This is a genomic window from Luteipulveratus mongoliensis, from assembly GCF_001190945.1.
Lineage (GTDB): Bacteria > Actinomycetota > Actinomycetes > Actinomycetales > Dermatophilaceae > Luteipulveratus > Luteipulveratus mongoliensis.
This window is the reverse complement of record NZ_CP011112.1, coordinates 1111592-1132022: the sequence shown is the minus strand read 5'-3', so window position 1 is coordinate 1132022 and position 20431 is coordinate 1111592. Positions and strand designations below refer to the sequence as shown.

Below are 20431 nucleotides of genomic sequence, written 5' to 3'. Positions count from 1 at the left end.
CACGCATGACCAAGTCTTTGAGGTGCTCTGACGTGATCCAGGTCACAGGGCCGCTAACTTACTGACGCGTAGCTCCTGCAGGTCCCCCTCGCCTCCCAAGGAGATGTCATGCACTCGTACGCCCGCCTCGCCTCGATCGGTCTGGCCGCCGCCGCTCTCGTCGCCGCCACGACCTCGATCGCGGACGCCGCCGATCCGGTGAAGTACGTCAACCTCGGCGACAGCTACAGCGCCGGGTCCGGAGTCCTCCCGCTGTCGTCCGGCATCAACCCACTGTGTGCTCAGTCGACCAAGAACTGGGCGCACGATGTCGCGGCGACGAAGGGCTACCAGCTGACCGACGTGAGCTGCGGCGGTGCCCAGACCAAGGACTTCTACGCCGGTCAGTACCCCGGCATGGCACCCCAGCTCGACGCCGTCGCCGCCGACACCGACGTCGTCACGCTGACCATGGGCGGCAACGACAACAACACGTTCATCAGCGCGATCCTCGCGTGCGGGAGCGCCGGCATCGCGACCGCCGGCCAGGGCAACCCGTGCACGAAGCTCTACGGCGACACCTTCACCAAGGCGATCAACGAGAAGACCTACCCGGCGCTGGTCAAGGGTCTGCAGGCCATCAAGGCGAAGGCGCCGGCTGCCAAGGTCGTCATCTCCGGCTACCCGTGGATCACGCCGGCCAAGGGCGGCTGCTTCCCGCAGCTGCCGATCGCGAGCGGCGACGTCCCCTACCTGCGCAACCTGCAAGCGACCCTCAACAGTGCGGTGAGTCGCGCGGCCGGCGCGACGGGATCGACGTACGTCGACCTGTCCGCGGCATCCGCCGGACATGACGCGTGCCAGGCACCGGGTGTGCGATGGGTCGAGCCGCTGCTGTTCACAACGCAGTTCGTCCCCGTCCACCCGAATGCCCTCGGCGAGCAAGGCATGGCCAACGCCGCACTCGCGCAGGCCGGCCTCTGAGCGTCCATCGCCGGTCGAGTAGGCGAGCGCCGGTCGAGTAGGCGAGCGCCCTGGCGCGAGACGTATCGAGACCAGGTGCCCGTGTGCACCTGGTCTCGATACGCCTCCGCTAGCGCTCCGGCTACTCGACCGGCGGGAAGGGGCTAGGGATCCGGCTACTCGACCAGCGATGACGCCGTGTGCTGGCGGGGTCGTACGGTGCGGCGCTCGCGCACCCAGCGGCCCGCGGCAACCATCCCGAAACCGACCGCGAAGATGGCCAGGGCCACCGCGCCGTACGACGTCGGGAACTCTCCCTTATCGAAGGCCGGCGCGTCCCCGCCGTCGAGTGAGTCGAGCAGCAGGTAGAGCGTCTGGAAGACGAACGCCCAGAGGTAGGCGATGGCGTACGTCGTGTTGGCCGCGAGGTGCGACCGCAGGAAATATCCCAGTGGGAAAGCCAGCAGAACGGTGACGGCGGCGATCATGGCGATCAGTCCAGGACCGGCACGGAGCGGCGGGCGGGCGAGAACATCAGCGCGACGGCCGCGATCGACACCAGGACCGAGACTCCGGCAAGGAGCTTGATCCACGCCGGGACGTCGACGAAGAACGCCGGCAACGAGGTCAGCGCGCTGACGATCAGCGTGCCGGCGGCGACGCGCAGGGCGACCCTGCTGCCCTGCCGCCAGGCGATCACGACGGCGACGATGCCGATGAGTCCGAGGACGCTGCTGAGCACGAGGATGGCGAGTGGCGGACCGGTCTCACCGTCCGGTGTCGGTGTGAAGGCGCTCGGGATGTTCAGGACGCTGAGTACGCCGGCGAGGATCAGGCCGATCCGTTGTCGGCTGGAGTGGACGTTCATGGTGTTGGCCTCCTGTGCGGTGACGTTGGACCCTCACCGTCCGGCCGATCGCATTCCTGGAGCCAGGTGCGACCTGCCCCTCCATCGTCCTCCCTGTCCCGATGGCCAGGGAACACATTCCTGGTTCACGCAGGACCGATCGCACCCATCATGAGGACATGGCCCTGCGGATCGTGCTGGCCGATGACCACCCGGTGGTGCGTGGTGGCCTCCGCGCGCTGATCGGCACTCTCGACGGGCTCGAGGTGGTCGGCGAGGCCGCCGATGGTGAGGCCGCCGTTCGCGAGGTCCAGCTGCTGCAGCCGGACGTGGTGCTGATGGATGTGCGGATGCCCGGCCTCGACGGCGTGGAGGCGACCCGTCGGATCCGGGCCCAGGTCCCCGGGACGGCGGTGCTCGTCCTCACGATGTACGACGACGACGCCACGGTCTTCACTGCGATGCAGGCCGGCGCGCGCGGCTACCTCCTCAAGGGCGCGGAGCAGGACGAGATCGTCCGGGCCATCCGAGCCGTCGCGGCCGGCGAGGTGATCTTCGGGCCGGGCGTCGCCGCTCACGTGCTCGGCTACTTCGCGACGCCGCCCGTCCCGGCGGCCACTGCCTTCCCTGAGCTGACCGATCGCGAACGCGAGATCCTCGACCTGCTGGCGGGCGGTCGGCGTACGGCGGCCATCGCCCAGGAGCTCTTCCTGTCACCCAAGACGGTGAGCAACCACCTGACCAACATCTTCGCCAAGCTTGAGGTCGCCGACCGGACGGCAGCGATCATCCGGGCCCGCGAGGGTGGGCTGGGGCGCGAGCCGTGATCCCGTACGCCGCCCTGGTCGCGATCGCCGCGCTCGGTGTCTCGTCCCTGGCGAGCGGGCTCGCCATGCTGGTCGTACGACGCGCCCGCACCTCCGCGATCCTCCTCGTCTGCGCAGGGTGCGTGGCTATCGCCGGAGCGGTGCTCGACGCCACCGACCACGAAGATCCCGGCCGCGCCCTGCTGACCTGTGCGGCCGCGCTCCTGTTCCCGCTAGCGGTCACCACGTATCCCCGGACGGCTTGGCGTCATCCCGTCGACTTTGTCGCGCTCTGTGTCATCTCCGGCGCGGGCGTCTTGGCCACCGTCCAGTGGTCCAACGAATCCGTAACAACCGCAATGGGATTCACGACTGCGTTGGCTCTCATCGCCCACACCTGGTGGAGGATCGAACGCGCTGATCGCGAGACCCGGCGTACGCTCCTGTGGCCGGCGCTGGCCGGTGGCGCGGCCGGACTGGTCGCCGGTTTCGCGTCCTTCCTCATCCCCAGCACCGTGGGCGGGACGATCTCGGTAGCCGTGTTGGTCGTCGTCCCGATAGCGATGTACGTCGGCGTCTCGCGGCCCGATGTGGTCGACGTCCGCGGCTTGATCGTGCAGGTCGTCGTGCTGGCCGTCGTCTTCATCGCGTACATCTCGATGTACGTCAGCATCGAGTCGCTCCTGGAGGTGCTGGGCAGCGACTCACCCCCACCGGTCGGCGTCATGGCCGTGCTCGGCGCGATCGTCGCGACGACCTTCCATCCGCTGCGCGTTGTGCTGCGCGGCGTCGTCGACGAGCTGCTCTTCGGTGCGCGTCCCGATCCTCTGGGAGCGGCCACCCAGGTCGCCGGCCAGATCGGCGACGACCCGGTGCTCGCCCTGCGCGCGATCCGGGAGGCGCTGGTCCTGCCGTACGCCAGCCTGCGAGTCGGCGACGATGAGGTCGCCGTCACCGGAGCACCCGTCACGCACACGCGGACGTTGCCGCTCTCGGTGGGCGACGCGGGCGGCGAGCTGGTCGTCGGGCTGCGCGCCGGTGACCTCACGCTGTCGAGTGGGGATGAGCACGTGCTGTCCCTGGTCGCGCCACTGCTGGCCCAGACACTGCGCGCTCGGGCGCTCGCCACGGACCTCCATCACTCGCGCGGGCAGACCGTGACGGCTCTCGAGGAGGAACGGCGACGGTTGCGGCGGGACCTGCACGACGGTCTGGGGCCACGGCTGTCCGGCATTGCCTTCACATCGGATGCAGCGCGCAACAGCGTGCGGGCCAACCCCGCGCGCGCCGAAGAGCTGCTGGCCGCCCTGCGCGCCGAGACCGGGACCGCCATCGAGGAGATCCGTCAGCTGGTCTACGGGATGCGCCCGCCCGCTCTCGACGAGCTGGGCTTGATTCGGGCGCTGAGGCAGCAGGCCGACACGCTGCGAGTCGCGGATGGTCAGCCGCTGCTGGTGACCATGACAGCCGAAGACCTGCGGCTGCCCGCGGCCGTCGAGGTCGCCGCCTATCGCATCGTCGTGGAGGGCCTTCGCAACGTGGCCCGGCACAGTGGCAGCGACCGGGCCGGGGTGCTCCTGGTCTGTCTCGACGGGCACCTCACGATCGAGATCCGTGACCACGGACCCGACGCCTCGCCCTGGACGGCGGGCGTGGGTCTGGCGTCCATGCGCGAACGCGCCGCCGAGGTCGGCGGGCAGCTCACGGCCACGCCGACACCCGACGGCGGACTGGTGCGGGCCGTCCTCCCGCTCCCGGGCTGAGCACCAAGAGACTGCGTCTTCCGAGTCTGACCGTGTTACAAGTGCGTCAGATTCGGAAGACGCAGTCTCTTAGCGCCGGACCTGTCGGTCAGCTGGTGACGAGCTTGCCCATCGCGTGGACCTCGTCGACGTCGCGGCCGGTGATGAACGACCACGGCGCGGTGAAGAAGCCGTGGTTGCCCCACTCACTGCCCCAGCTGTTCTGGATCTTCACACCGGTCGAGTCGTAGCCGACGATCGTGACCTCGTGGCCGCCGATGATCCTGTCGTGCTTGGTCGGGTTGTAGTTGTAGTTCGTCGTGCTCAGCGAACGGAAGCTGTTGCGCGCGGAGAAGCCGAACGGCACCGGCTGACCCTGAGAGATCGCGGTCATGATGTTCGTCTTCAGGTCGCCCGAGGCCGTCAGGTCCGTGAAGCCCGACAGCTTGTAGTGCGCGGCGTTCGCGCGCTCAGCAGCGTCCGGCTGGGTGGTGTAGTCGAAGTCGCCCTGCCAGTAGTCGGCCTTGGTGTCGATGCCCTGATCCTTCTCGATCGGAAGCGCGACCCCGGCGTACGTGCCCTGGTCGTTGCCCTTCGCGATCTGGGCGTAGACGAACATCGGCGCCATCGGCGTGCCGTTGATGCCCTGCTCCTTCATCAGCAGGCCGATGCCCGTGTAGCCGGTCGCCCAAGCCACGCACGAGCCGACCTGGCCCTGGTCGCCGGGCGCGAGGGCGTACTGCGACAGGTCGAACGAGGCGGGCAGCGTCGCCTGGGACTTGCGGACCGGGAGAGCGTGACCGCTCGTGGTGACCCTCGACTTGTTGGCCCGCACCTGATCCAGGTTGAGACCCATACCGTGGCTGCTGGCTGCGCTGGAGGAGGCGGAGTTGCTGTCGGCCTTGACGGCGGCCTGCGCCACACCAGGGCTGGACATCACGGTGAGGGCCGCGCCGACCAGGGTGACGCCGGCGAGAAGACGACTGGAACGCATGACTTGCTCCATTCGGAGGAGAGATGGCGGAGGCCGCCAGCGCGACCCACGGTCGGCAGCAGGAAAGTACGTCCGGGCGCGACCGAGGCGGAAGACGTTTGGGTGGTCAGGAGGCAAGTCCGACCAAGATCAACCCGTTCCCAGGGGGAACGGTCACAGGCGCGAAACATGACCCATGACAGATGTCATGGGTCATGTCGCGACTGGCGATCGACGGCGTCAGCCGAGGAGTACGCCCGGGTTGAGGATGCCTTCGGGGTCGAGCACGCGCTTGGCACCCGCGAACGCCGCGGCGAACACGTCGGGTCGCTGGAGGTCGTACGACGGCCGGTGGTCTCTCCCCACGGCGTGGTGGTGAGTGATCGTGCCGCCGTTGCTGATGATGGCGTCCGAGACGGCGGCCTTGACCTCGTCCCACTGCTCGACCAGTGCGCCCCAGCGGCCTGGTGCGTAGACGCCGTAGTAGGGCGCGGGGCCGTCGGGATAGACGTGCGTGAACCGACAGGTGACCACTCCGATGCCGCAGACCCGTTCGAGCGCTTCCTGTGCGGCCCCGGTCACTGCCGCGTGGAAGGTCTCGAATCTGTCCCAGGTGCAAGCGGTTTCGAAGGTCTCGGCGATCATCGACCGTTGCGCCATAGCGTCCCGCTGGTAGGGCATCCGGATGAACGACGACTTCCAGCTCGAGGCAGCACCGTCGCCGGCGTCGCGCTTCGCCTGCACCTCACCACCGTGGGACTCGGCGATCGCGACCGCGCGCGCCAGCCAGGTGTCGACAGGGTGATCCGCCGACTCGAAGGCAAGCACGAGGACACCCCCTTCGGCCGAGATCCCAGCATTGAGAAAGGCTTCCATCGGATCGAGCAGTCGGCAGTTGGTCGGGAACAGACCGGACTGCGCGATCTCACGTGTCGCGTCAACAGCCCGGGCGTACGTCTTGAACGTCACCGATGCGGTCTCCTGCCAGTGCGGCCGGTCCTGCAACCGCATCCACGCCTCAGTGATGATCCCGAGTGAGCCCTCGGACCCAAGGAACATCCGGTCCGGCGAAGGCCCTGCTCCCGATCCGGGGAGACGACGGGACTCGCTGATGCCGGCCGGGGTGACCACCCGCATTGACTCGGTCAGGTCGTCGATGTGGGTGTAGAGCGTCGCGAAGTGACCACCGGCCCGAGTCGCCAACCACCCTCCGAGCGTTGAGAACTCGAACGACTGCGGGAAGTGGCGCAGCGTCAGCTCGTGCGGCCGCAGCTGGTCCTCCAGATGCGGACCGAGCACGCCTGCTTGGACGCGAGCCGCCCGACTGGTGCGATCGATCTCGAGCACCTGATCCATCGCCGTCAGGTCGATCGAGACGGCGGGACCCTCGAACCGCGGCTCGACGCCGCCGACCACAGAGCTGCCACCGCCGTACGGCACGGCTGCGACCTGTTCATCCGCACACCAGTCGAGCAGGTCGACGACGTCCTGCTCCTGACGCGGTCGGGCGACGATGTCGGGGACGTGCTCGACTCGCCCTTCGAGGTTGCGTACGACGTCACGGAACGCCTTGCCACGCGCGTGCGCGAGTCGGTCAGTCACCTCCGTCGAGGCGAGCGCCTCCAGCGCGGTCGGCAGCGCGACGCGAGGCGAGGCGACGGAAAGCGAGCTGGGAGAAGGGGGTTCGTGGACCGTGAAGTCATGGTCCGGCAGAAGGGCGGCGGCTCGACTGACCAGCTCAGCGGCTTCCGCGTCGCCGACCCGCTGCTCGACATCGCCCCAGCCCCACCATGACCGCGTCATCGTCGACCTCAGCCCGCGGGGTCGATGACGACCCCGTTGGCGTGCTGACCCATGAGGTCGACATAGACGTCGCCGTTGAACGCGATACCGGCCTGCTCGTCCTTGGTGAGCTCCCGGCGTACCTTGCCTGGCACTCCGGCCACCATCGAACCGGGCGGGATATCGGCACCCTCGGGGATGACGGCGCCCGCCGCGATGAGCGAACCGGCGCCGACGGTCGCACCGTTGAGGACTCGCGAACCCATGCCCACGAGGACGTCGTCACCGATCGTGCAGCCGTGCAGCGTCGCGTTGTGCCCGACCGAGACCCGGGTGCCGATCACGAGCGGGCTGCCCGGGTCGGCGTGCAGCACGCAGTTGTCCTGGATGTTGGTTCGTGCGCCGACCTCGATGCTCTCGATGTCGCCGCGGACGACGGCGCCGTACCAGATGCCGACCTCCTCGCCGATGGTCACGTCACCGGCAATGACGGCGTTGGGCGCGACCCACGCGCTCGCGTGCACCTGCGGGCGCTTGCCCTCGATCTCGATCTGCATGGCTTTCCTCTCGCATCGACTGCGCCGAACTTACCGCACGGTCAGTTGAGCGAGGCGCGGCGGCGTGACGCACGTCACAGTCACATCCGGGGTGCCTGCGGACCTAGCCACGGAGGAGAGAGCGGTTCTGCCGAGCCCAGGGACACGAGGTGCCAGATGAGCGGTCACAACGGATCAGGTGTGGACACCTTCTTTGTTGAGCCGCGAGGTCGCGATGTCACGTTTCGGCCCCTACTCAGACGCTCTTTCGAGCGAGATGTCCCGATCGGCCCCGACTCCCGACCTAGGTGTGGTGTGAGCATTCTTCCCGTCCCTGGATCCATCTGCGAGTGCTGCGGAGGTGGTCACCTCGCCACGCATATCGCGACGTTCACCGACCCCTTCGACCCTCAGCGCTTCCACGTGTGTACCAGCTGCGCCGACGAGGTCCTCGAACGTGGCATCGGGACTATCGAGCCCATCGGCGGCGAGATATCCACGTGATGACCGACCCCATCGAGACCGACGCCGACGAGCGTCCGCTGGTCTTACTCGGGGCGCAGCAGCGCGGCCACCATCAGCTCAGCAGTGAGGTCGAGCAGGTGATCCGCGTCCAGGCCGTCAGGCAGCTCAAGCGCAATACGCAGGCAGGAGTTGAGCGCCATACCTAGCGCCAGATATATCCGCGCGTCGACCTCACCGCGGGACAGCGTCGGAGCGTGCTGGACGACGAAGAGCCGGACGTACTGGCTCAGCTGGCGCTCGATCTCGGGCAGCACGTTGCCCTGTGCGCCCAGTGGCATCTCGTCCACGAGCGCCCCGATCACGGCGCGATGCTCATCGATCTGCTGCACCAGCGCTTGCAAGACGTGCCGTACGCCTGGACCGAGCTCGAGCCCGGTCGCACTCACCAGAGCCTCGGTGAGCGCATCGGTCATCAAGCGGCTCGACCGCTCACGGAGGCTGCCGATCAGGTCGTCCTTGTCGGAGAAGTACCGGTACAGCGATCCGACGCTCACGCCGGCCTCCGCAGCGATGCGGTTGGTCGAGGCACCGGTATAGCCGACGTCACCCAGAACACGAGCAGTGGCGTCGATGAGCGTGTCGGTCATCGCTTTGGACCGCCGCTGAACCGGTGCCACTCGGGCATATTGGGTCATGGACATCGCCTTCTCAAACGCGAGTAGAACATGAGTATTTACTCATATTAGCCTTGAGGCGGCGAGAGGAGGCAACCATGGCCTGCCCACAGGCTGCGACATCCGTGCCCACGCGCTTCCGTTGTGATCCGCAGTGGGGCGAGCGGGTGGCACGCCCGTTCAGGCTGCTGGTCGGCCGAGATGCCGGCCCCTCCAGCGAGGAGATCCACGAGCTGCAGGACGCCCTCGTACGGCGAGATGAGCTGGGTGCGGCTCTCGCCCGGGCGATCCACCACGACAAGACCGTCACGATGGCGCAGTTCCGTCAGGCCCTCACGACGGGACTCGGCAGCGTGCCGGACCCGGCGCCGGAGCTGACCGCGTTCTTCGAGCGGGTCGAGTCGCGGCCGGACTGGGTCGATGACGAGCTGCTGCTGAGGGCCGGCGCCGCCATACGACGAGTCGGCTGGGACGCGGGCGACATCCTCGCCTACGGGTCACTCCTCGGTGGCTATCAGTCGGCCGCCGCCCTCGAACCTCTTGCTCGCACTGGTCGACTGGACGGACCGGAGACGCTGCGTCGCGTCGGCGAGACCAGCGCGTGGTGGCTGGCGTGCACCGAGCCGGGCGGCGGAATGGCCCGTGACAGTGAGGGATTCAGACTCAGCGTGCACGTACGCCTCATGCATGCTTTCGTCAACGACGCACTGGAGCGCCAGGACGACTGGGACTGGACCCACCGCGGAGTGCCGATCAACCAGTACGACCAGGCCAGCACGATCCAGACGTTCAGCACGACGTTCCTCATCCACGCGCGGCTGCTCGGCGTCCGGATCTCGCGGCAGGACTCGAAGGCGATCATGCACCTGTGGTCGTACGTCGGCTGGCTGATGGGGGTCGACGAGCAATGGCTTCCGAGGACCGAGCGCGTCGGGCGGCGCGCGACGTATCACCTGCTGTCCAACGACCCGCCTCCCGACCACAACAGCCGCAGCCTCGCCGCGGCGCTGATCGGGATGACCGACCACTACCCGGACTCCACGTCGTGGCGGCGCCGGTTCCAACGCGAACGCGCACTCAGCCTCGGCACCCATCTCATCCGTCCGAGCGGGATGCGTGACGTCGGGCTACCGGTTCGACCGCCGTGGTACCCGGCCTTTCGAATTGCCAGCAATCTCATGTGGTTTCAGCTGATCGGCAGGCTGCCAGGCGGGACGGATCGCCTCGACCGCCGAGCGGCACGGGCGCTCGTACGGCTCGATCGACTCCAGTTCGGCGGGCGTCGTCCACGAGTCGGTCCGGCCTCGCCGAACCTGACCAGGCCCTGAACTTACTGCACGGTCAGTTCGCTAGGGTGCCTGACCATGGCACGCGGCGGAACGGGGACCAAGGGCGTACCTCGCGATGTCCGCGAGGGCCAGATCGTCGAGGTGGCCGCCGCGCACTTCGATCGCGACGGCTACGCGCACGTCTCGATGAACGCCATCGCGGCGGCCGCCGGCATCTCCAAGCCGCTGATCTACGAGTACTTCGGCTCCAAGGACGAGCTGTACGCCGCGTGCGTGCGGGCCGCAGGCGAGCGGCTCGTGACGGCCGTCTCCGGCGCCGCCGAGGCCAGTGTCGCGACGGACGCCACGACGACGCGGGCCCTGACGACGCTTCGAGCGATCTTCGACAGCCTCGAGGAGCACCGCCACGACTGGGGGCTGATCTACGACGCGTCGGTCCCGGCGTCGACCTCCGCACACGCGTTGGTCGCCCGATATCGGCGGCGACTCAATGAGTACGGGTTCGCCGGCACCGCCGAGTCGACCGCCGGGCGCCGCGATCCGCTCGACCAGTCCCTGATGACGCACCTGTGGTTCGGGATCCTCGCGGTCGCGATGCGCTGGTGGCACGATCACCCCGACGAGACTGCCGCGACCATGACCGCGCGCTGTCAGCGCATTTTGCAGTCTCTCTCCGAGGAGGGATCACGAGAGTGAAGAAGTATGTCCTCTTCGATCACGACGGCGTTCTGGTGGACACCGAGCACTGGTACTACAAGGCCGGCGAACGCGCGCTGGCGGACATCGGCATGAGCCTGAACAAAGATCAGTACCTGCGCGACATGAGCCAGGGGTTGGGCACATGGGCACAAGCCAGGGCGGCCGGCACTGACGAACAGGTCATCGACGGACTGCGCGAGGTCCGCAACGACTACTACCAGGAGTATCTGCGGACAGAAGCCATCGAGATCGAAGGCGTCGTCGACGCCCTTGCCGAGCTGTCGACGTACGTCCGGATGGCCATCGTGACGACGGCTAAGCGGGCGGACTTCGACCTCATCCATGAGCAGCGCCAGATCAGACCCTTCATGGACTTCGTCCTGGTTCGCGAGGACTACGAGCGGTCCAAGCCGCACCCGGAGCCCTATCTGACCGGCCTGACGCGCTTCGGAGCCACCAGCGAAGAAACCCTGGTCGTCGAGGACTCATCCAGAGGGCTGAGCTCCGCCGTCGCAGCTGGTATCGACTGCGCCATCGTCCACAACGACTTCACCAGTTCGCAAGACTTCTCGCGGGCCAGCTATCGCATCGAGACTCTGCGTGAGCTGAAAGACATCGTTCTCGGCGCGCCGCTTGGCTGACGGTCAGAGGCTGAATATCGCCGGGTCAGTAGCGAGTTCGCGGAAGGCGTCGGCCGGCGAGGCGACCAGCTTGCGGGCCTCGAGGTCGAGCACGCCACCGATTCCCGCGATCTCGGCCGCGACGGTGCCATCGGCTTTGACGACACGCTGGTCCATCCGAAACGTCTTGCCCTCGCCCCAGACGAACGCACACGACACGTCGACCTCGTCACCGGCCACCAGCTCACGTCGGTACCTGATCGTGGTCTCCAGTGCGACCGGCCCGACGCGGCGAGCGACCAGGTCGCGCTGCCGGATACCGCCCGCCTCGAGCATCATCCACCGGGCGTGCTCGGCGTACTGCAGGTAGACCGCCTGATTCAGATGGCCCTGAGTGTCGGTCTCGTAGCCGCGCACCACGACTCGGACGGAGAAGGGTTCGGACATCGCGCACCTCATGGCATCGGAGACGGATCGCCGAAGCGGCAGGCGGCTGCGGCGTACGGCCTCGATCGTAGGCAGCGCCACCGACGGCCTCAGCGCTGCCCGGCCCACGCGCGCGTCGCGGTCGCCGCACGGACCGTCCCGAAGACGTGATCGGCGAAGTGGCCTCCTGCGATGCGTACGCCGGTCTCCTGCGCCTCCCCGAGGACTCGCTCTCGCGTCTTGCCGGCCAGCACTGGGTCGTGGTCGAAGACGAAGCTCCATCCGTGTTCGGCAACCTGGACCTGGCTGTGCATCACGTCACCGAGCACGAGAACGCCCGGAGACGGCTCGGCCGGATCCTCGACCAGAAGACTGAGGTGACCAGGCGTGTGTCCGGGAGTGCTCGTCACCCGGACGCCGGGCGCCACCACGTCGCCGTCGTCGACCAGCTCCACGACACCCTCCAGCGGAGCCTGGACCCAGAGCGGATGCGGCCCAACCGGGTCATCGGTCCCATGCCAGTGGGTCCACTCGTCGCGGCCCACGAGGTGCCGCGCCCTTGGGAAGGTCAGACCGTCGGGGGCCCGCTCGGTCGTCGCGTTCGGAGCGGGTGCGAGATTGGTGGTCCAGCCGACGTGGTCGTGATGCAGGTGAGTGAAGACCACCGTGTCGATGTCGCTAGGGGCCAGACCTTCGGCGGCCAGGTTGGCGAGCAGCTCGCCACCGTGGAACTCCGCGAGCCCAGGGACCTCGAAGTCGACGGCACCGATGCCCAGGTCGACGAGCACCGCATGACCGGGCGTTCGGATCAGGAACGAGCCGATGCTGACGACGAATCGGCCGTCCTCGCGCAGGTAGGAGTCGTGCACATCCCATCCGTGCGGCTGGCTGGCCGGAAACGTTGCGGCCGGATCCAGCCAGCCATGTCCGTCAGGGACGTAGGTCACCGTCGTGTCACCAACCTGTAGGTCAGCGCGTCGCGCAGGCCCGGTCATGAGCGCCTCCTTCACGAAACTGTTGTGTCCCAACAGTTTTCGCCTGGTTACGACGGACGACCAGTACGCACTTGTAAGTCGGTGCTCGTCGGTGGCAGTGCCCCAGGTCAGGCTCATGGGCCTCAGGGCGCTCGGTATCGTCGAATGAAACCGCTCTCGCGACCGCAGCTTCGAGGTGACTGACATGGCCAGGTACGGCCCTCCCCGCCCTCGGCCCGGATCTCGTACGCCGTCGCGGGCTCGGCTTCCTGACGGCCACCTGGCCAACGTGTACTCCGAGCGCTGCCCTGCACGTGAGGTGCTCGACCGGATCGCCGACCGCTGGACGGTGCTCGTCCTCGGTGCACTCGCCGACGGACCGCTGCGCTACGGGGAGCTGCGTCGCCGGGTCGAGGGCGTCAGCGAGAAGATGCTGACCCAGACGCTGCGATCACTGGAGCGAGACGGCCTCGTCGTGCGTCACGCCGACGAGGAGACACCGCCCGCAGTCGACTACGCCCTCACCGAGCTCGGCGCCTCGCTCGAGGCTCCGATGGCCGCCGTGCGCGGCTGGGCCGAGCAGCGGATCGTCGAGGTCCAGGAGGCGCGGGAGGCGTACGACGACCGGCAGGGCCTCCCCGATCTGTCGGCCTAGGCGCCAGGCGCGTTGCCGCTCATGAAGTCTCGGGCGGCGTTCAACGCCTCGGGCACGGCCCAGTAGTAGACCCACGTCCCGCGGCGTTCGCAGTCGACGAGGCCCGCGTCGCGCAGCTTGCGCAGGTGGTGGGAGACGGTCGGCTGTGCGACGCCGACGTCCGGGATGTCGCAGACGCAGACCTCCTCGCCGCGCGCCGCGATGGCGGAGTACAGCCGCAGCCGCACGGGGTCGGCGAGCGCCTTGAGCAGGCTCGCGACCTGCTCGGCAGCCTCCTCAGACAGGCCGCCCTCGGAAGCCGTCGAGCAGCACGCGTCGTCCGAAGCGGCCTTCGAGGGCTGGGTCGCTGTGGTCATGCGCACCATATTGACAAGTGTCGAATCAATGAGCAAGTCTGTATCGACATTCGTCAATGCAAGGAGCCACCATGCACGCCGCGCTACCCGTCGTCGTCATCGGAGCCGGACCGATCGGCCTGGCCGCCGCAGCCGAGCTGGTGCTGCGCGACCAACCGGTCGTCGTGCTCGAGGCGGGCGCCGAGCCCGCTGCGGGCGTACGTTCCTGGGGGCACGTGCGGCTCTTCTCGCCGTGGTCCGAACTGGTGTCTCCCGCCGCTGAAAAGCTGCTCGCTCCGACGGGCTGGACCCGACCGGCCGGCGACGCCTACCCGACAGGGGTCGAGTGGGTCGAGCGCTATCTCGCGCCGCTCGCTGCAGAGCTCGGCGAGCGAATCGTCACGAACGCGACCGTGGTCGGCGTGGCCCGCCAGGACCGCGACCTCATCGTCGACTCCGGCCGCGAGGATCTGCCGTTCGTCGTCCACGTGCAGGGCGCCGATGGCGCGATCGAGCGGATCGAGGGTCGCGCGGTCATCGATGCCAGCGGAACGCTCGGGCGTCCGAATCCCCTTGGCGCTGAGGGATATCCGGTGTCAGGCGAGAGCATCCACCCGGACGTCATCACCTACGGCGTCCCTGACCCGGCCAACGATCACGATCGGTACGCCGGTCGCGCGACGGCCGTCGTGGGTTCGGGTGCGTCCGCGCTGACGTCGCTGCTCGCCCTCGTCGACGGCCCGCTGTACGCCGACCAGTCCCGTGTCGTCTGGGTGCTGCGGCGGGGAGAGGTGGGAGCGTCGTACGGCGGCGGTGACGCGGACGAGCTGCCCGCGCGAGGCGCGCTCGGCACCCGCGTGAGGGACGCGGTCGCAGCCGGTCGGATCGAGGTCGTCACCGGCTTCCGGACTGCTGCCATCGAGGCCACCGGGCCGTCGTATCGGCTGATCGGCACAGCAGGGCAGACCATCGAGGGACTCGATCAGGTGGTCTGCGTGACGGGCTATCGGCCGGACCTGTCATTCCTGTCGGAGGTGCGGCTCGACCTCGACGCACGGCTGCAGGCGCCACCGCGACTGGCCGCCGAGATCGACCCCAACCTGCATTCCTGCGGCAGCGTGACACCGCACGGGTACGACGTTCTCGCGCAGCCCGAGGGTGATCTCTACCTGGCCGGCATGAAGAGCTACGGGCGCGCGCCGACGTTCCTGGCGATGACCGGGTTCGAGCAGGTGCGCTCGATCGCGGCCGCGTTAGCCGGAGACCTCGAGTCGGCGCAGAAGGTCGAGCTGACGCTGCCCGACACGGGCGTCTGCGGGGGCGCCGGCCTGTTCGATGCCGCCGAGTCCGGTGATGGCGGCTGCTGCGCTCCGACCGCCGGTCCGCAACCGGTGGCTCTCGGGCTCGGCCGCCCCTGACCAGGAGACAATGAGCGACATGCCTTCCGTCCTCTTCGTGTGCGTGCACAACGCCGGTCGGTCGCAGATGGCCGCGGCGTTCCTGCAGCACCTGTCCGCCGGCGCGCTCGAGGTGCGATCGGCGGGCTCCGAGCCGGCTGATCAGGTCAACCCGGCGGCCGTCGAGGCGATGCGTGAGGTCGGCATCGACATCACGGCGGAGACGCCGAAAGTGTTGACACCACAGGCCGTTCAGGACAGCGACGTGGTCATCACGATGGGCTGCGGGGACACCTGCCCGTTCTATCCGGGCAAACGCTACGAGGACTGGGTGCTCGATGACCCAGCTGGCAAGGGAGTCGAGGCCGTGCGTCCGATCCGGGACGAGATCCGTCGCCGTGTCGAGACCCTGATGGCTGAGCTGCTCAATGCCGACCGTTGAGCTGCAGCACCTCGCGGGGCGGGTCTGGCTGTATCCACACGACCCCGATCCGGACGCCGTCCGTGGATCCGTCGCCGTCATTGCCGATGAGCGTGGGTCGGTCGTCGTCGACGCCGGCCACAGCCCTGCACTTGCTCGCGAGGTGCAGCGCGCCCTCCGTGCGGCCGGGCTCCCATCGCCGCGCTGGCTGGTCTACACGCATCACCACTGGGACCACACCTGGGGAGCGTGCGCCTGGGACGGCGTCGAGATCATCGGACACGCTTCTGCCACAACGATTCTCGAAGGTGAGGCGCGTCGGCCGTGGAGTGCGGCGTACCTCCGCGAGCAGGTGGCGGAGAACCCTCGCTTGAGCGCCAGCTTTGCGGCACGGGCCCGCGCGGTCGACGACTGGAGCAAGCTGCGCGTACTGCCGCCCCACCGCACCTTCGACACCTCGCTGGAGCTGCCCACCGGGGTCCAGGTCCGGCACGTTGGTGGTCAGCACGCACCCGACTCCTCGATCGTCATCGATCCCGAGTCACGTGTCGCGCTGCTGGGCGACTGCTTCTATCCGCCGCCTCTGCACCTGCGCTCCCCCGACGACACCGCCGACGTGCCGATGCTGCTCGGCCTCCTCGAAGAGCAGCACGAGTGGTACGTCGACGCCCACGACTCTCCCCGCACGCTCGCTCAGGCGCGAGCTGCCCTCGGCTTCTGACGGGCGAACCACGCGTCGCGGGTGAGGAATCCGAACTGGGCGACCTTCTCGGCCAGCTGGACCTCCGGGCCGAGCTCGGCACCGACTCGCCCCAGGAACGCGACGCTCTTGTCGTTGCGCACGTCCGGCTCGAAGACGATCCGCTGGTGGGCCGGGTCCGACCACACCCAGCCGGCCAGGAATGCGGTCATCGCGGCAGTCGCACCAGACGGCCGATGCCCCGGCCCGATCAGCAGGTGGATCCCGACATCACCGGGACGGCGGTCGTAGAACTGTCCGATCTCGTCGACCTGCGGGTCGTAGGTCTGGAAGAGCGCCAGCGGCTCGTCGTCGGCATGGACGAGGTAGGCCGCGAGGTGAGGCTGCTCATCGATATAGGCGTAGATGTCGCGCACCTCATCGACCGGGCGCTCGAGCATCCCCCAGAAAGCGGCGCGCTCCTGCGATGTCCAGGAGTGGATCGTCGCGGCGTCCTGCTCCGGGTCGACGGGACGCATCGTGATGGCGGGCGGTGTTGTCACGCGTACTTCTCCTCAAGGATGGCCCAGTCGGTGATGACGGGCACGAGCTGTCCGGTCGACCACGGCTCGAACTGGTCGTGATGGTGCGGGCTTTCGGCGTCTCCGGATGCGCCGAGCGGCACCGCCCACAGACTCTGGTCACGGTCGGCCAGGTCCCAGACGTAGCGAGCCACCGGGCCACGAGTGCAGGCGTCCGTGCCCGGCGCCCATGCCGACGAGGCCACGCAGTCGGAGTCCCCCGAGATCGGCGCTCCGGTCACACCGAGGTCGACCTGGACGAGACCGAGCTGTTCGAGACCGTGCACCGGGTGGAAGCGATGTCGTTCACCCCACGCGCCGGGCGCCGGAGCGGCTGCCACCTCCTCGAGCGCCGCACGGGCCAGGAACGCCAGGTCGAGGCCGAATGGTCGGCCCGCGGCCAGCAGCTGCGGCAGCGCGGTCGCGACGCGCGACCCGAGCACGAACCAGCCGTCGTACAAGTCGCCGTACGGCGAAGGGCCTTGGAGCTGAACGAGATCCGGGCTCGCACAGATGCGATCGATGAACGCGGCCCGCACCGCTCCGTAAAGTCCGGCGTCCTCGCTCCCAGCATCCATCCGCCGGTTCCACCCGAGCAGCCGGTCGCGGAGCGCAACGGCCGCCGCGTCGAGTCCGTCGAGCTCGGCCAGGAACGCCAGCAGTGCGCGACCGGCGTTCTGCTCGGTATCCACCAGGACCGCGGCCGCGTCGGTCACCGTCAGATCGGTGCGGCCGTCGAGCAGGGCGTTCAGCCGATCCGCCCTGAAGGGCGGCGCGAACTCGGCGCTGATGGTGTCGTACGACGCATCGGCCCTCTCGTTCGCCGTCACCAGGTGCGCCTCAGGGGCCACTTTCGCCAGCGGCAGATCCTCGAGACAGGAGTCCCAATACGCTTGTGCATCAGTGGGATTCAGCGGCAGGACGCGATCCTCCGGGGCGCCGACCGGCACCCGCCCGACCACCCGGCGCACGGCGACGCCCGAGCGATCCGCGATGACGAGGTTGTTGACCGGCTCGACCCAGTGCACGAACGCTGCTTCGACGTCGGCCACCGACCGCGCACCCAGCAGCGGCAGCAGCGTCTCGAAGCCCAGATCGCCGTCCACCCAGGCGGGGGTGCGCAGACTCATGGCGACGTCGTCGTCCGGTCCGCCGATGATGACGGGCCCACGCTCGGTGACCAGGACCTCGACCTCGACCGGCTCGCTGTCGTGCACGGCGACACGGACGACGGTGCGCGAGACAGGTTCCTCACCCGACGGGCCGACCGCCCACACCTCGCCGTCACGACGACTCAGCCGCTCGGCGTACAGGTCCTGGTAGTCCGCCATCGCATTGGTCACGGCCCACGCGACCGAGCCCGCGTGCCCGAAGTGCTGGATCCCGGGGACCCCGGGGAACGCCAGCCCGACCACGTCGAACTCAGGGCACGCGAGATGGACCTGGGCATAGACGTTGGGAGCCTCGAAGGCGCGGTGGGGGTCACCGGCGATGAGCGCGAATCCTGTTGCAGTTCTTGCTGATCCGACGACGAAGGCGTTGCTACCGGACGCCGGCACAGCCTCCATCCGCAGCACGTCGAGGGCCTCCGCACCGAGCGCATCCGTGACGTGCTGGCGCCACAGCTTCGACGGGTAGGAACCGAACAGCACGTGATGCACGAGGAAGACCGTCAGCGGCGTCCATGGCGACCAGTGGCCCGGCCGGACATCGACATCATCCAGCTCTTGCGCGGTGATGCCGTCGTCGAAGGCTGCATTGACGCCGTCGACGTAGGCCGTCACCCAGTGGCGCGTCTGCCGCGAGAGCCGCGCAAAGGCACGCTGCCCGATCTCGTCAAGCTGGGCCTGCACCGCGAACGTGTCCCACGACAACGCCTGGGCCCCCAGCACCGACGCGACCCGGCCCTCGCCACGCAGCCGGTCCAGCTCCAGGTGCCACGCGCGGTCACGCGCGGTCTCATAGCCCTGGGCATAGCTGAGGTCATGCAGGTTGGCCGCGCGCAGATGGGGGATGCCGTACGCGTCGCGATAGACGTCGTACGACGGGTCGGTGCCTTGGTCATGCGCCTCGCGGCCTGGCGCGTTGCGTGGGTCTGCGGTCACCGCGGGGCCTCCATGCGGTCAGAAAGTAAGGGGAACCTTACCTCAGGGTCATGGGCGCCCCAAGAAAGGGCATAGGCCGGTGGCCGCTAGAGGGCCATCCGCCGACGCCAAACCTCTTGCAGCGCAAGCCGAACCGCGCCGGCCACCACCGCATCCTCGACCAACGACGAAACCTCGACGGCCGGTGCAGAGAGCACCCGCTGACTCAGCTCGGACGAGACCGCATCGGTCAAGGGGGAGCCGGCGCGAGCCACGCCGCCCCCGATGACCACGACATCAGGATCCAGCGCGAGCACGACCGGCGCAATCGCTCGCGCCAGCTGTTGGGCCACCTCCTGAACGACGGCTGCCGCGACCGGGTCCCGGCCGGCGGCGTCGAACACCGCCACCGCCCGACGGTCCGGATCTGCGGCGCGCAGCGCGGCCGCCAGGTGGGAGTTCGGTGACCGACGCGCCGCGTCCTCGGCACGCTGGACGATGCCGTCGGCACCGATGGACTGCTCGAGCGGTCCGGAGGCCGTGCTGTCCAACGGGGTGTCCGATGGGCTGTCCGATGGTGCGATGAAGCCGATCTCGCCGGCCGCGAAGGACCGACCGCGATGCAACCTGCCCTCGATGATCAGGCCCGCGCCCAACCTGGTCCCCCACTGCAGCGCCAGGATCGTCTCGCCGACAGCCTCACGACCGGCCGCGATCTCGATGGCAGCGGCGTTCGCATCGTTCTCGACGACCGCCGGGCACGGGTACTTGGAGCTGAGCCACGACAAGAACGGCAGATCCGGCCAACCCGGCACGCTCGGCGCGATACGCACCGTGCCCCGAGGTGAGTCCACGATCCCCGGGCTGGCGGCGACGATGCCGGAGATGTCTCCCGGGCGTACGCCTGCGGCTTCGACCGCCGCGGACGTCGCCTCGTCGATCACCTGCAGCAGCACCGTGGCGTCGAGCGGCTTGGCGGTCGGGACCGTGCGGCGTTCGAGCGCGCACCGCTGTCCGGTGACATCAGCGACGCACGCGGCGACGGCGTGCGGGCCGATGTCGATCCCGAGGACGAAGGCGGCCCGCGGGTTGAGGGCGTAGCGCAGAGCCGGACGGCCCATGGCCGGCGCGCCGAGGTCAGGCTCCCGCTGGACGACCCACCCGGTGTCGCGCAGAGCCTCCACCGCGTTGGCCACCGTCGGACGGGTCAGGCCGGTCAGCTTGGCGAGCTCGGCGATGCGCAGGGCCCGAGGCGCCGCACCCCGTGCGACCTCGAGAACCGCAGCCGTGTTGATGCGACGCAGCACCGGCGTACCGCTGCGGGGCTGGCCGTCGTGACTCACCCGAATTTCCTCCATCCATATACATAAGCATCGTTCGTAAGTATGGTGGCAACAGCGGTCGTGGCGGCGCACCGTCAGCACCGTGTCGGCATTGGGCGACACGCCACTCGCGCCGATCGACATCGCGCGCCGGCCCCCAGGAGCATCATGCCCGCCTCCCT

22 protein-coding genes are annotated in these 20431 nt (G+C 68.6%); 10 read left to right on the top strand and 12 right to left on the bottom strand.

Translation table 11 applies throughout. The features are described from left to right. The first annotated feature begins 108 nt into the window (after window positions 1-108). Entirely contained in the window at window positions 109-963 is an 855-nt protein-coding gene (locus tag VV02_RS05280; protein WP_052590313.1) for an SGNH/GDSL hydrolase family protein, read from the top strand. Between the two features lie 155 nt (window positions 964-1118). On the opposite strand, the gene VV02_RS05275 is transcribed toward VV02_RS05280, so the two are convergent. Next, window positions 1119-1430 (bottom strand): hypothetical protein, encoded by a 312-nt coding sequence (locus tag VV02_RS05275; RefSeq protein WP_052590312.1) that lies wholly within the window; start codon window positions 1428-1430, stop codon window positions 1119-1121. Between the two features lie 5 nt (window positions 1431-1435). Then, a complete protein-coding gene (locus VV02_RS05270) occupies window positions 1436-1810 on the bottom strand; it encodes a hypothetical protein (RefSeq protein WP_052590311.1) in 375 nt (124 codons plus the stop codon). A 158-nt stretch (window positions 1811-1968) separates the two neighbouring features. Here VV02_RS05270 and VV02_RS05265 point away from each other — a divergent pair, with 158 nt between their 5' ends. Together VV02_RS05265 and VV02_RS05260 are read left to right on the top strand one after the other, a co-directional pair. Then, window positions 1969-2616 (top strand): response regulator transcription factor, encoded by a 648-nt coding sequence (locus VV02_RS05265; protein ID WP_052590310.1) that lies wholly within the window; start codon window positions 1969-1971, stop codon window positions 2614-2616. Beyond that, the gene (locus VV02_RS05260; RefSeq protein WP_052590309.1) at window positions 2613-4358 is read left to right on the top strand and encodes a sensor histidine kinase; all 1746 of its coding nucleotides are present in this window, start codon (window positions 2613-2615) and stop codon (window positions 4356-4358) included. The genes VV02_RS05265 and VV02_RS05260 overlap by 4 nt, the downstream gene beginning before the upstream one ends. A gap of 88 nt (window positions 4359-4446) precedes the next feature. On the opposite strand, the gene VV02_RS05255 is transcribed toward VV02_RS05260, so the two are convergent. The 4 genes from VV02_RS05255 to VV02_RS05235 all read right to left on the bottom strand — a co-directional run bounded on the left by VV02_RS05255 (window position 4447) and on the right by VV02_RS05235 (window position 8740). Continuing rightward, window positions 4447-5331 carry a C1 family peptidase gene (locus VV02_RS05255; protein ID WP_052590308.1) on the bottom strand — a complete coding sequence of 295 codons (885 nt, stop codon included), beginning with the start codon at window positions 5329-5331 and terminating at the stop codon, window positions 4447-4449. A gap of 219 nt (window positions 5332-5550) precedes the next feature. Further along, window positions 5551-7113, bottom strand: coding sequence for an FAD-binding oxidoreductase (locus tag VV02_RS05250; RefSeq protein ID WP_052590307.1), 1563 nt, complete (start codon window positions 7111-7113; stop codon window positions 5551-5553). A gap of 8 nt (window positions 7114-7121) precedes the next feature. Further along, window positions 7122-7649: a gamma carbonic anhydrase family protein gene (locus tag VV02_RS05245; RefSeq protein WP_052590306.1), complete on the bottom strand. Its 528-nt coding sequence runs from the start codon at window positions 7647-7649 to the stop codon at window positions 7122-7124. Window positions 7650-8176: 527 nt separating this feature from the next. Next, the gene (locus VV02_RS05235) at window positions 8177-8740 is read right to left on the bottom strand and encodes a TetR/AcrR family transcriptional regulator (RefSeq protein ID WP_169787641.1); all 564 of its coding nucleotides are present in this window, start codon (window positions 8738-8740) and stop codon (window positions 8177-8179) included. Between the two features lie 125 nt (window positions 8741-8865). Here VV02_RS05235 and VV02_RS05230 point away from each other — a divergent pair, with 125 nt between their 5' ends. From VV02_RS05230 to VV02_RS05220, 3 genes are read left to right on the top strand one after another with little or no spacing between them, the layout of a single operon-like run. After that, complete coding sequence (locus tag VV02_RS05230) at window positions 8866-10095, top strand: oxygenase MpaB family protein (protein WP_052590303.1); 1230 nt, start codon at window positions 8866-8868, stop codon at window positions 10093-10095. A 36-nt stretch (window positions 10096-10131) separates the two neighbouring features. Further along, window positions 10132-10752: a TetR/AcrR family transcriptional regulator gene (locus VV02_RS05225; RefSeq protein ID WP_052590302.1), complete on the top strand. Its 621-nt coding sequence runs from the start codon at window positions 10132-10134 to the stop codon at window positions 10750-10752. Further along, window positions 10749-11396, top strand: coding sequence for an HAD family hydrolase (locus VV02_RS05220; protein ID WP_052590301.1), 648 nt, complete (start codon window positions 10749-10751; stop codon window positions 11394-11396). The genes VV02_RS05225 and VV02_RS05220 overlap by 4 nt, the downstream gene beginning before the upstream one ends. Before the next feature lie 3 nt (window positions 11397-11399). Here the strand turns inward: VV02_RS05220 and VV02_RS05215 are convergent, their stop codons facing one another. After that, window positions 11400-11822: an acyl-CoA thioesterase gene (locus VV02_RS05215; protein WP_052590300.1), complete on the bottom strand. Its 423-nt coding sequence runs from the start codon at window positions 11820-11822 to the stop codon at window positions 11400-11402. Window positions 11823-11911: 89 nt separating this feature from the next. Continuing rightward, window positions 11912-12796, bottom strand: a complete 885-nt coding sequence (locus tag VV02_RS05210) for an MBL fold metallo-hydrolase (RefSeq protein WP_052590299.1) — start codon at window positions 12794-12796, stop codon at window positions 11912-11914. Window positions 12797-12980: 184 nt separating this feature from the next. Between VV02_RS05210 and VV02_RS05205 the strand changes: the two genes are divergently transcribed. After that, entirely contained in the window at window positions 12981-13430 is a 450-nt protein-coding gene (locus VV02_RS05205; RefSeq protein ID WP_083449925.1) for a winged helix-turn-helix transcriptional regulator, read from the top strand. On the opposite strand, the gene VV02_RS05200 is transcribed toward VV02_RS05205, so the two are convergent. Continuing rightward, window positions 13427-13786 carry an ArsR/SmtB family transcription factor gene (locus tag VV02_RS05200; RefSeq protein ID WP_052596567.1) on the bottom strand — a complete coding sequence of 120 codons (360 nt, stop codon included), beginning with the start codon at window positions 13784-13786 and terminating at the stop codon, window positions 13427-13429. The two genes, VV02_RS05205 and VV02_RS05200, sit on opposite strands and share 4 nt — an antisense overlap. 71 nt (window positions 13787-13857) lie before the next feature. Here VV02_RS05200 and VV02_RS05195 point away from each other — a divergent pair, with 71 nt between their 5' ends. From VV02_RS05195 to VV02_RS05185, 3 genes are read left to right on the top strand one after another with little or no spacing between them, the layout of a single operon-like run. Continuing rightward, window positions 13858-15183 (top strand): FAD-dependent oxidoreductase, encoded by a 1326-nt coding sequence (locus VV02_RS05195; RefSeq protein WP_052590298.1) that lies wholly within the window; start codon window positions 13858-13860, stop codon window positions 15181-15183. A gap of 10 nt (window positions 15184-15193) precedes the next feature. Continuing rightward, window positions 15194-15604, top strand: a complete 411-nt coding sequence (locus VV02_RS05190) for an arsenate reductase ArsC (RefSeq protein WP_052596565.1) — start codon at window positions 15194-15196, stop codon at window positions 15602-15604. Then, entirely contained in the window at window positions 15591-16304 is a 714-nt protein-coding gene (locus VV02_RS05185; protein ID WP_052590297.1) for an MBL fold metallo-hydrolase, read from the top strand. Before VV02_RS05190 ends, VV02_RS05185 begins: the two co-directional genes overlap by 14 nt. Here VV02_RS05185 and VV02_RS05180 read toward each other — a convergent pair. The 3 genes from VV02_RS05180 to VV02_RS05170 all read right to left on the bottom strand — a co-directional run bounded on the left by VV02_RS05180 (window position 16277) and on the right by VV02_RS05170 (window position 20270). Continuing rightward, complete coding sequence (locus tag VV02_RS05180; protein ID WP_083449924.1) at window positions 16277-16825, bottom strand: GNAT family N-acetyltransferase; 549 nt, start codon at window positions 16823-16825, stop codon at window positions 16277-16279. The two genes, VV02_RS05185 and VV02_RS05180, sit on opposite strands and share 28 nt — an antisense overlap. After that, window positions 16822-18948 carry a penicillin acylase family protein gene (locus VV02_RS05175; protein ID WP_052590296.1) on the bottom strand — a complete coding sequence of 709 codons (2127 nt, stop codon included), beginning with the start codon at window positions 18946-18948 and terminating at the stop codon, window positions 16822-16824. Before VV02_RS05175 ends, VV02_RS05180 begins: the two co-directional genes overlap by 4 nt. 86 nt (window positions 18949-19034) lie before the next feature. Then, window positions 19035-20270 carry an ROK family transcriptional regulator gene (locus tag VV02_RS05170; RefSeq protein WP_218917351.1) on the bottom strand — a complete coding sequence of 412 codons (1236 nt, stop codon included), beginning with the start codon at window positions 20268-20270 and terminating at the stop codon, window positions 19035-19037. Window positions 20271-20431 lie beyond the last annotated feature (161 nt).

Excerpts from the sequence above, each read along its gene's own strand:
- VV02_RS05280 (WP_052590313.1), top strand. The coding sequence starts at position 109 with ATGCACTCGTACGCCCGCCTCGCCTCGATCGGTCTGGCCGCCGCCGCT.
- VV02_RS05275 (WP_052590312.1), bottom strand. The coding sequence starts at position 1,430 with ATGATCGCCGCCGTCACCGTTCTGCTGGCTTTCCCACTGGGATATTTC.
- VV02_RS05270 (WP_052590311.1), bottom strand. The coding sequence starts at position 1,810 with ATGAACGTCCACTCCAGCCGACAACGGATCGGCCTGATCCTCGCCGGC.
- VV02_RS05265 (WP_052590310.1), top strand. The coding sequence starts at position 1,969 with ATGGCCCTGCGGATCGTGCTGGCCGATGACCACCCGGTGGTGCGTGGT.
- VV02_RS05255 (WP_052590308.1), bottom strand. The coding sequence starts at position 5,331 with ATGCGTTCCAGTCGTCTTCTCGCCGGCGTCACCCTGGTCGGCGCGGCC.
- VV02_RS05250 (WP_052590307.1), bottom strand. The coding sequence starts at position 7,113 with ATGACGCGGTCATGGTGGGGCTGGGGCGATGTCGAGCAGCGGGTCGGC.
- VV02_RS05245 (WP_052590306.1), bottom strand. The coding sequence starts at position 7,649 with ATGCAGATCGAGATCGAGGGCAAGCGCCCGCAGGTGCACGCGAGCGCG.
- VV02_RS05235 (WP_169787641.1), bottom strand. The coding sequence starts at position 8,740 with ATGACCGACACGCTCATCGACGCCACTGCTCGTGTTCTGGGTGACGTC.
- VV02_RS05230 (WP_052590303.1), top strand. The coding sequence starts at position 8,866 with ATGGCCTGCCCACAGGCTGCGACATCCGTGCCCACGCGCTTCCGTTGT.
- VV02_RS05225 (WP_052590302.1), top strand. The coding sequence starts at position 10,132 with ATGGCACGCGGCGGAACGGGGACCAAGGGCGTACCTCGCGATGTCCGC.
- VV02_RS05215 (WP_052590300.1), bottom strand. The coding sequence starts at position 11,822 with ATGTCCGAACCCTTCTCCGTCCGAGTCGTGGTGCGCGGCTACGAGACC.
- VV02_RS05210 (WP_052590299.1), bottom strand. The coding sequence starts at position 12,796 with ATGACCGGGCCTGCGCGACGCGCTGACCTACAGGTTGGTGACACGACG.
- VV02_RS05205 (WP_083449925.1), top strand. The coding sequence starts at position 12,981 with ATGGCCAGGTACGGCCCTCCCCGCCCTCGGCCCGGATCTCGTACGCCG.
- VV02_RS05200 (WP_052596567.1), bottom strand. The coding sequence starts at position 13,786 with ATGACCACAGCGACCCAGCCCTCGAAGGCCGCTTCGGACGACGCGTGC.
- VV02_RS05195 (WP_052590298.1), top strand. The coding sequence starts at position 13,858 with ATGCACGCCGCGCTACCCGTCGTCGTCATCGGAGCCGGACCGATCGGC.
- VV02_RS05190 (WP_052596565.1), top strand. The coding sequence starts at position 15,194 with ATGAGCGACATGCCTTCCGTCCTCTTCGTGTGCGTGCACAACGCCGGT.
- VV02_RS05185 (WP_052590297.1), top strand. The coding sequence starts at position 15,591 with ATGCCGACCGTTGAGCTGCAGCACCTCGCGGGGCGGGTCTGGCTGTAT.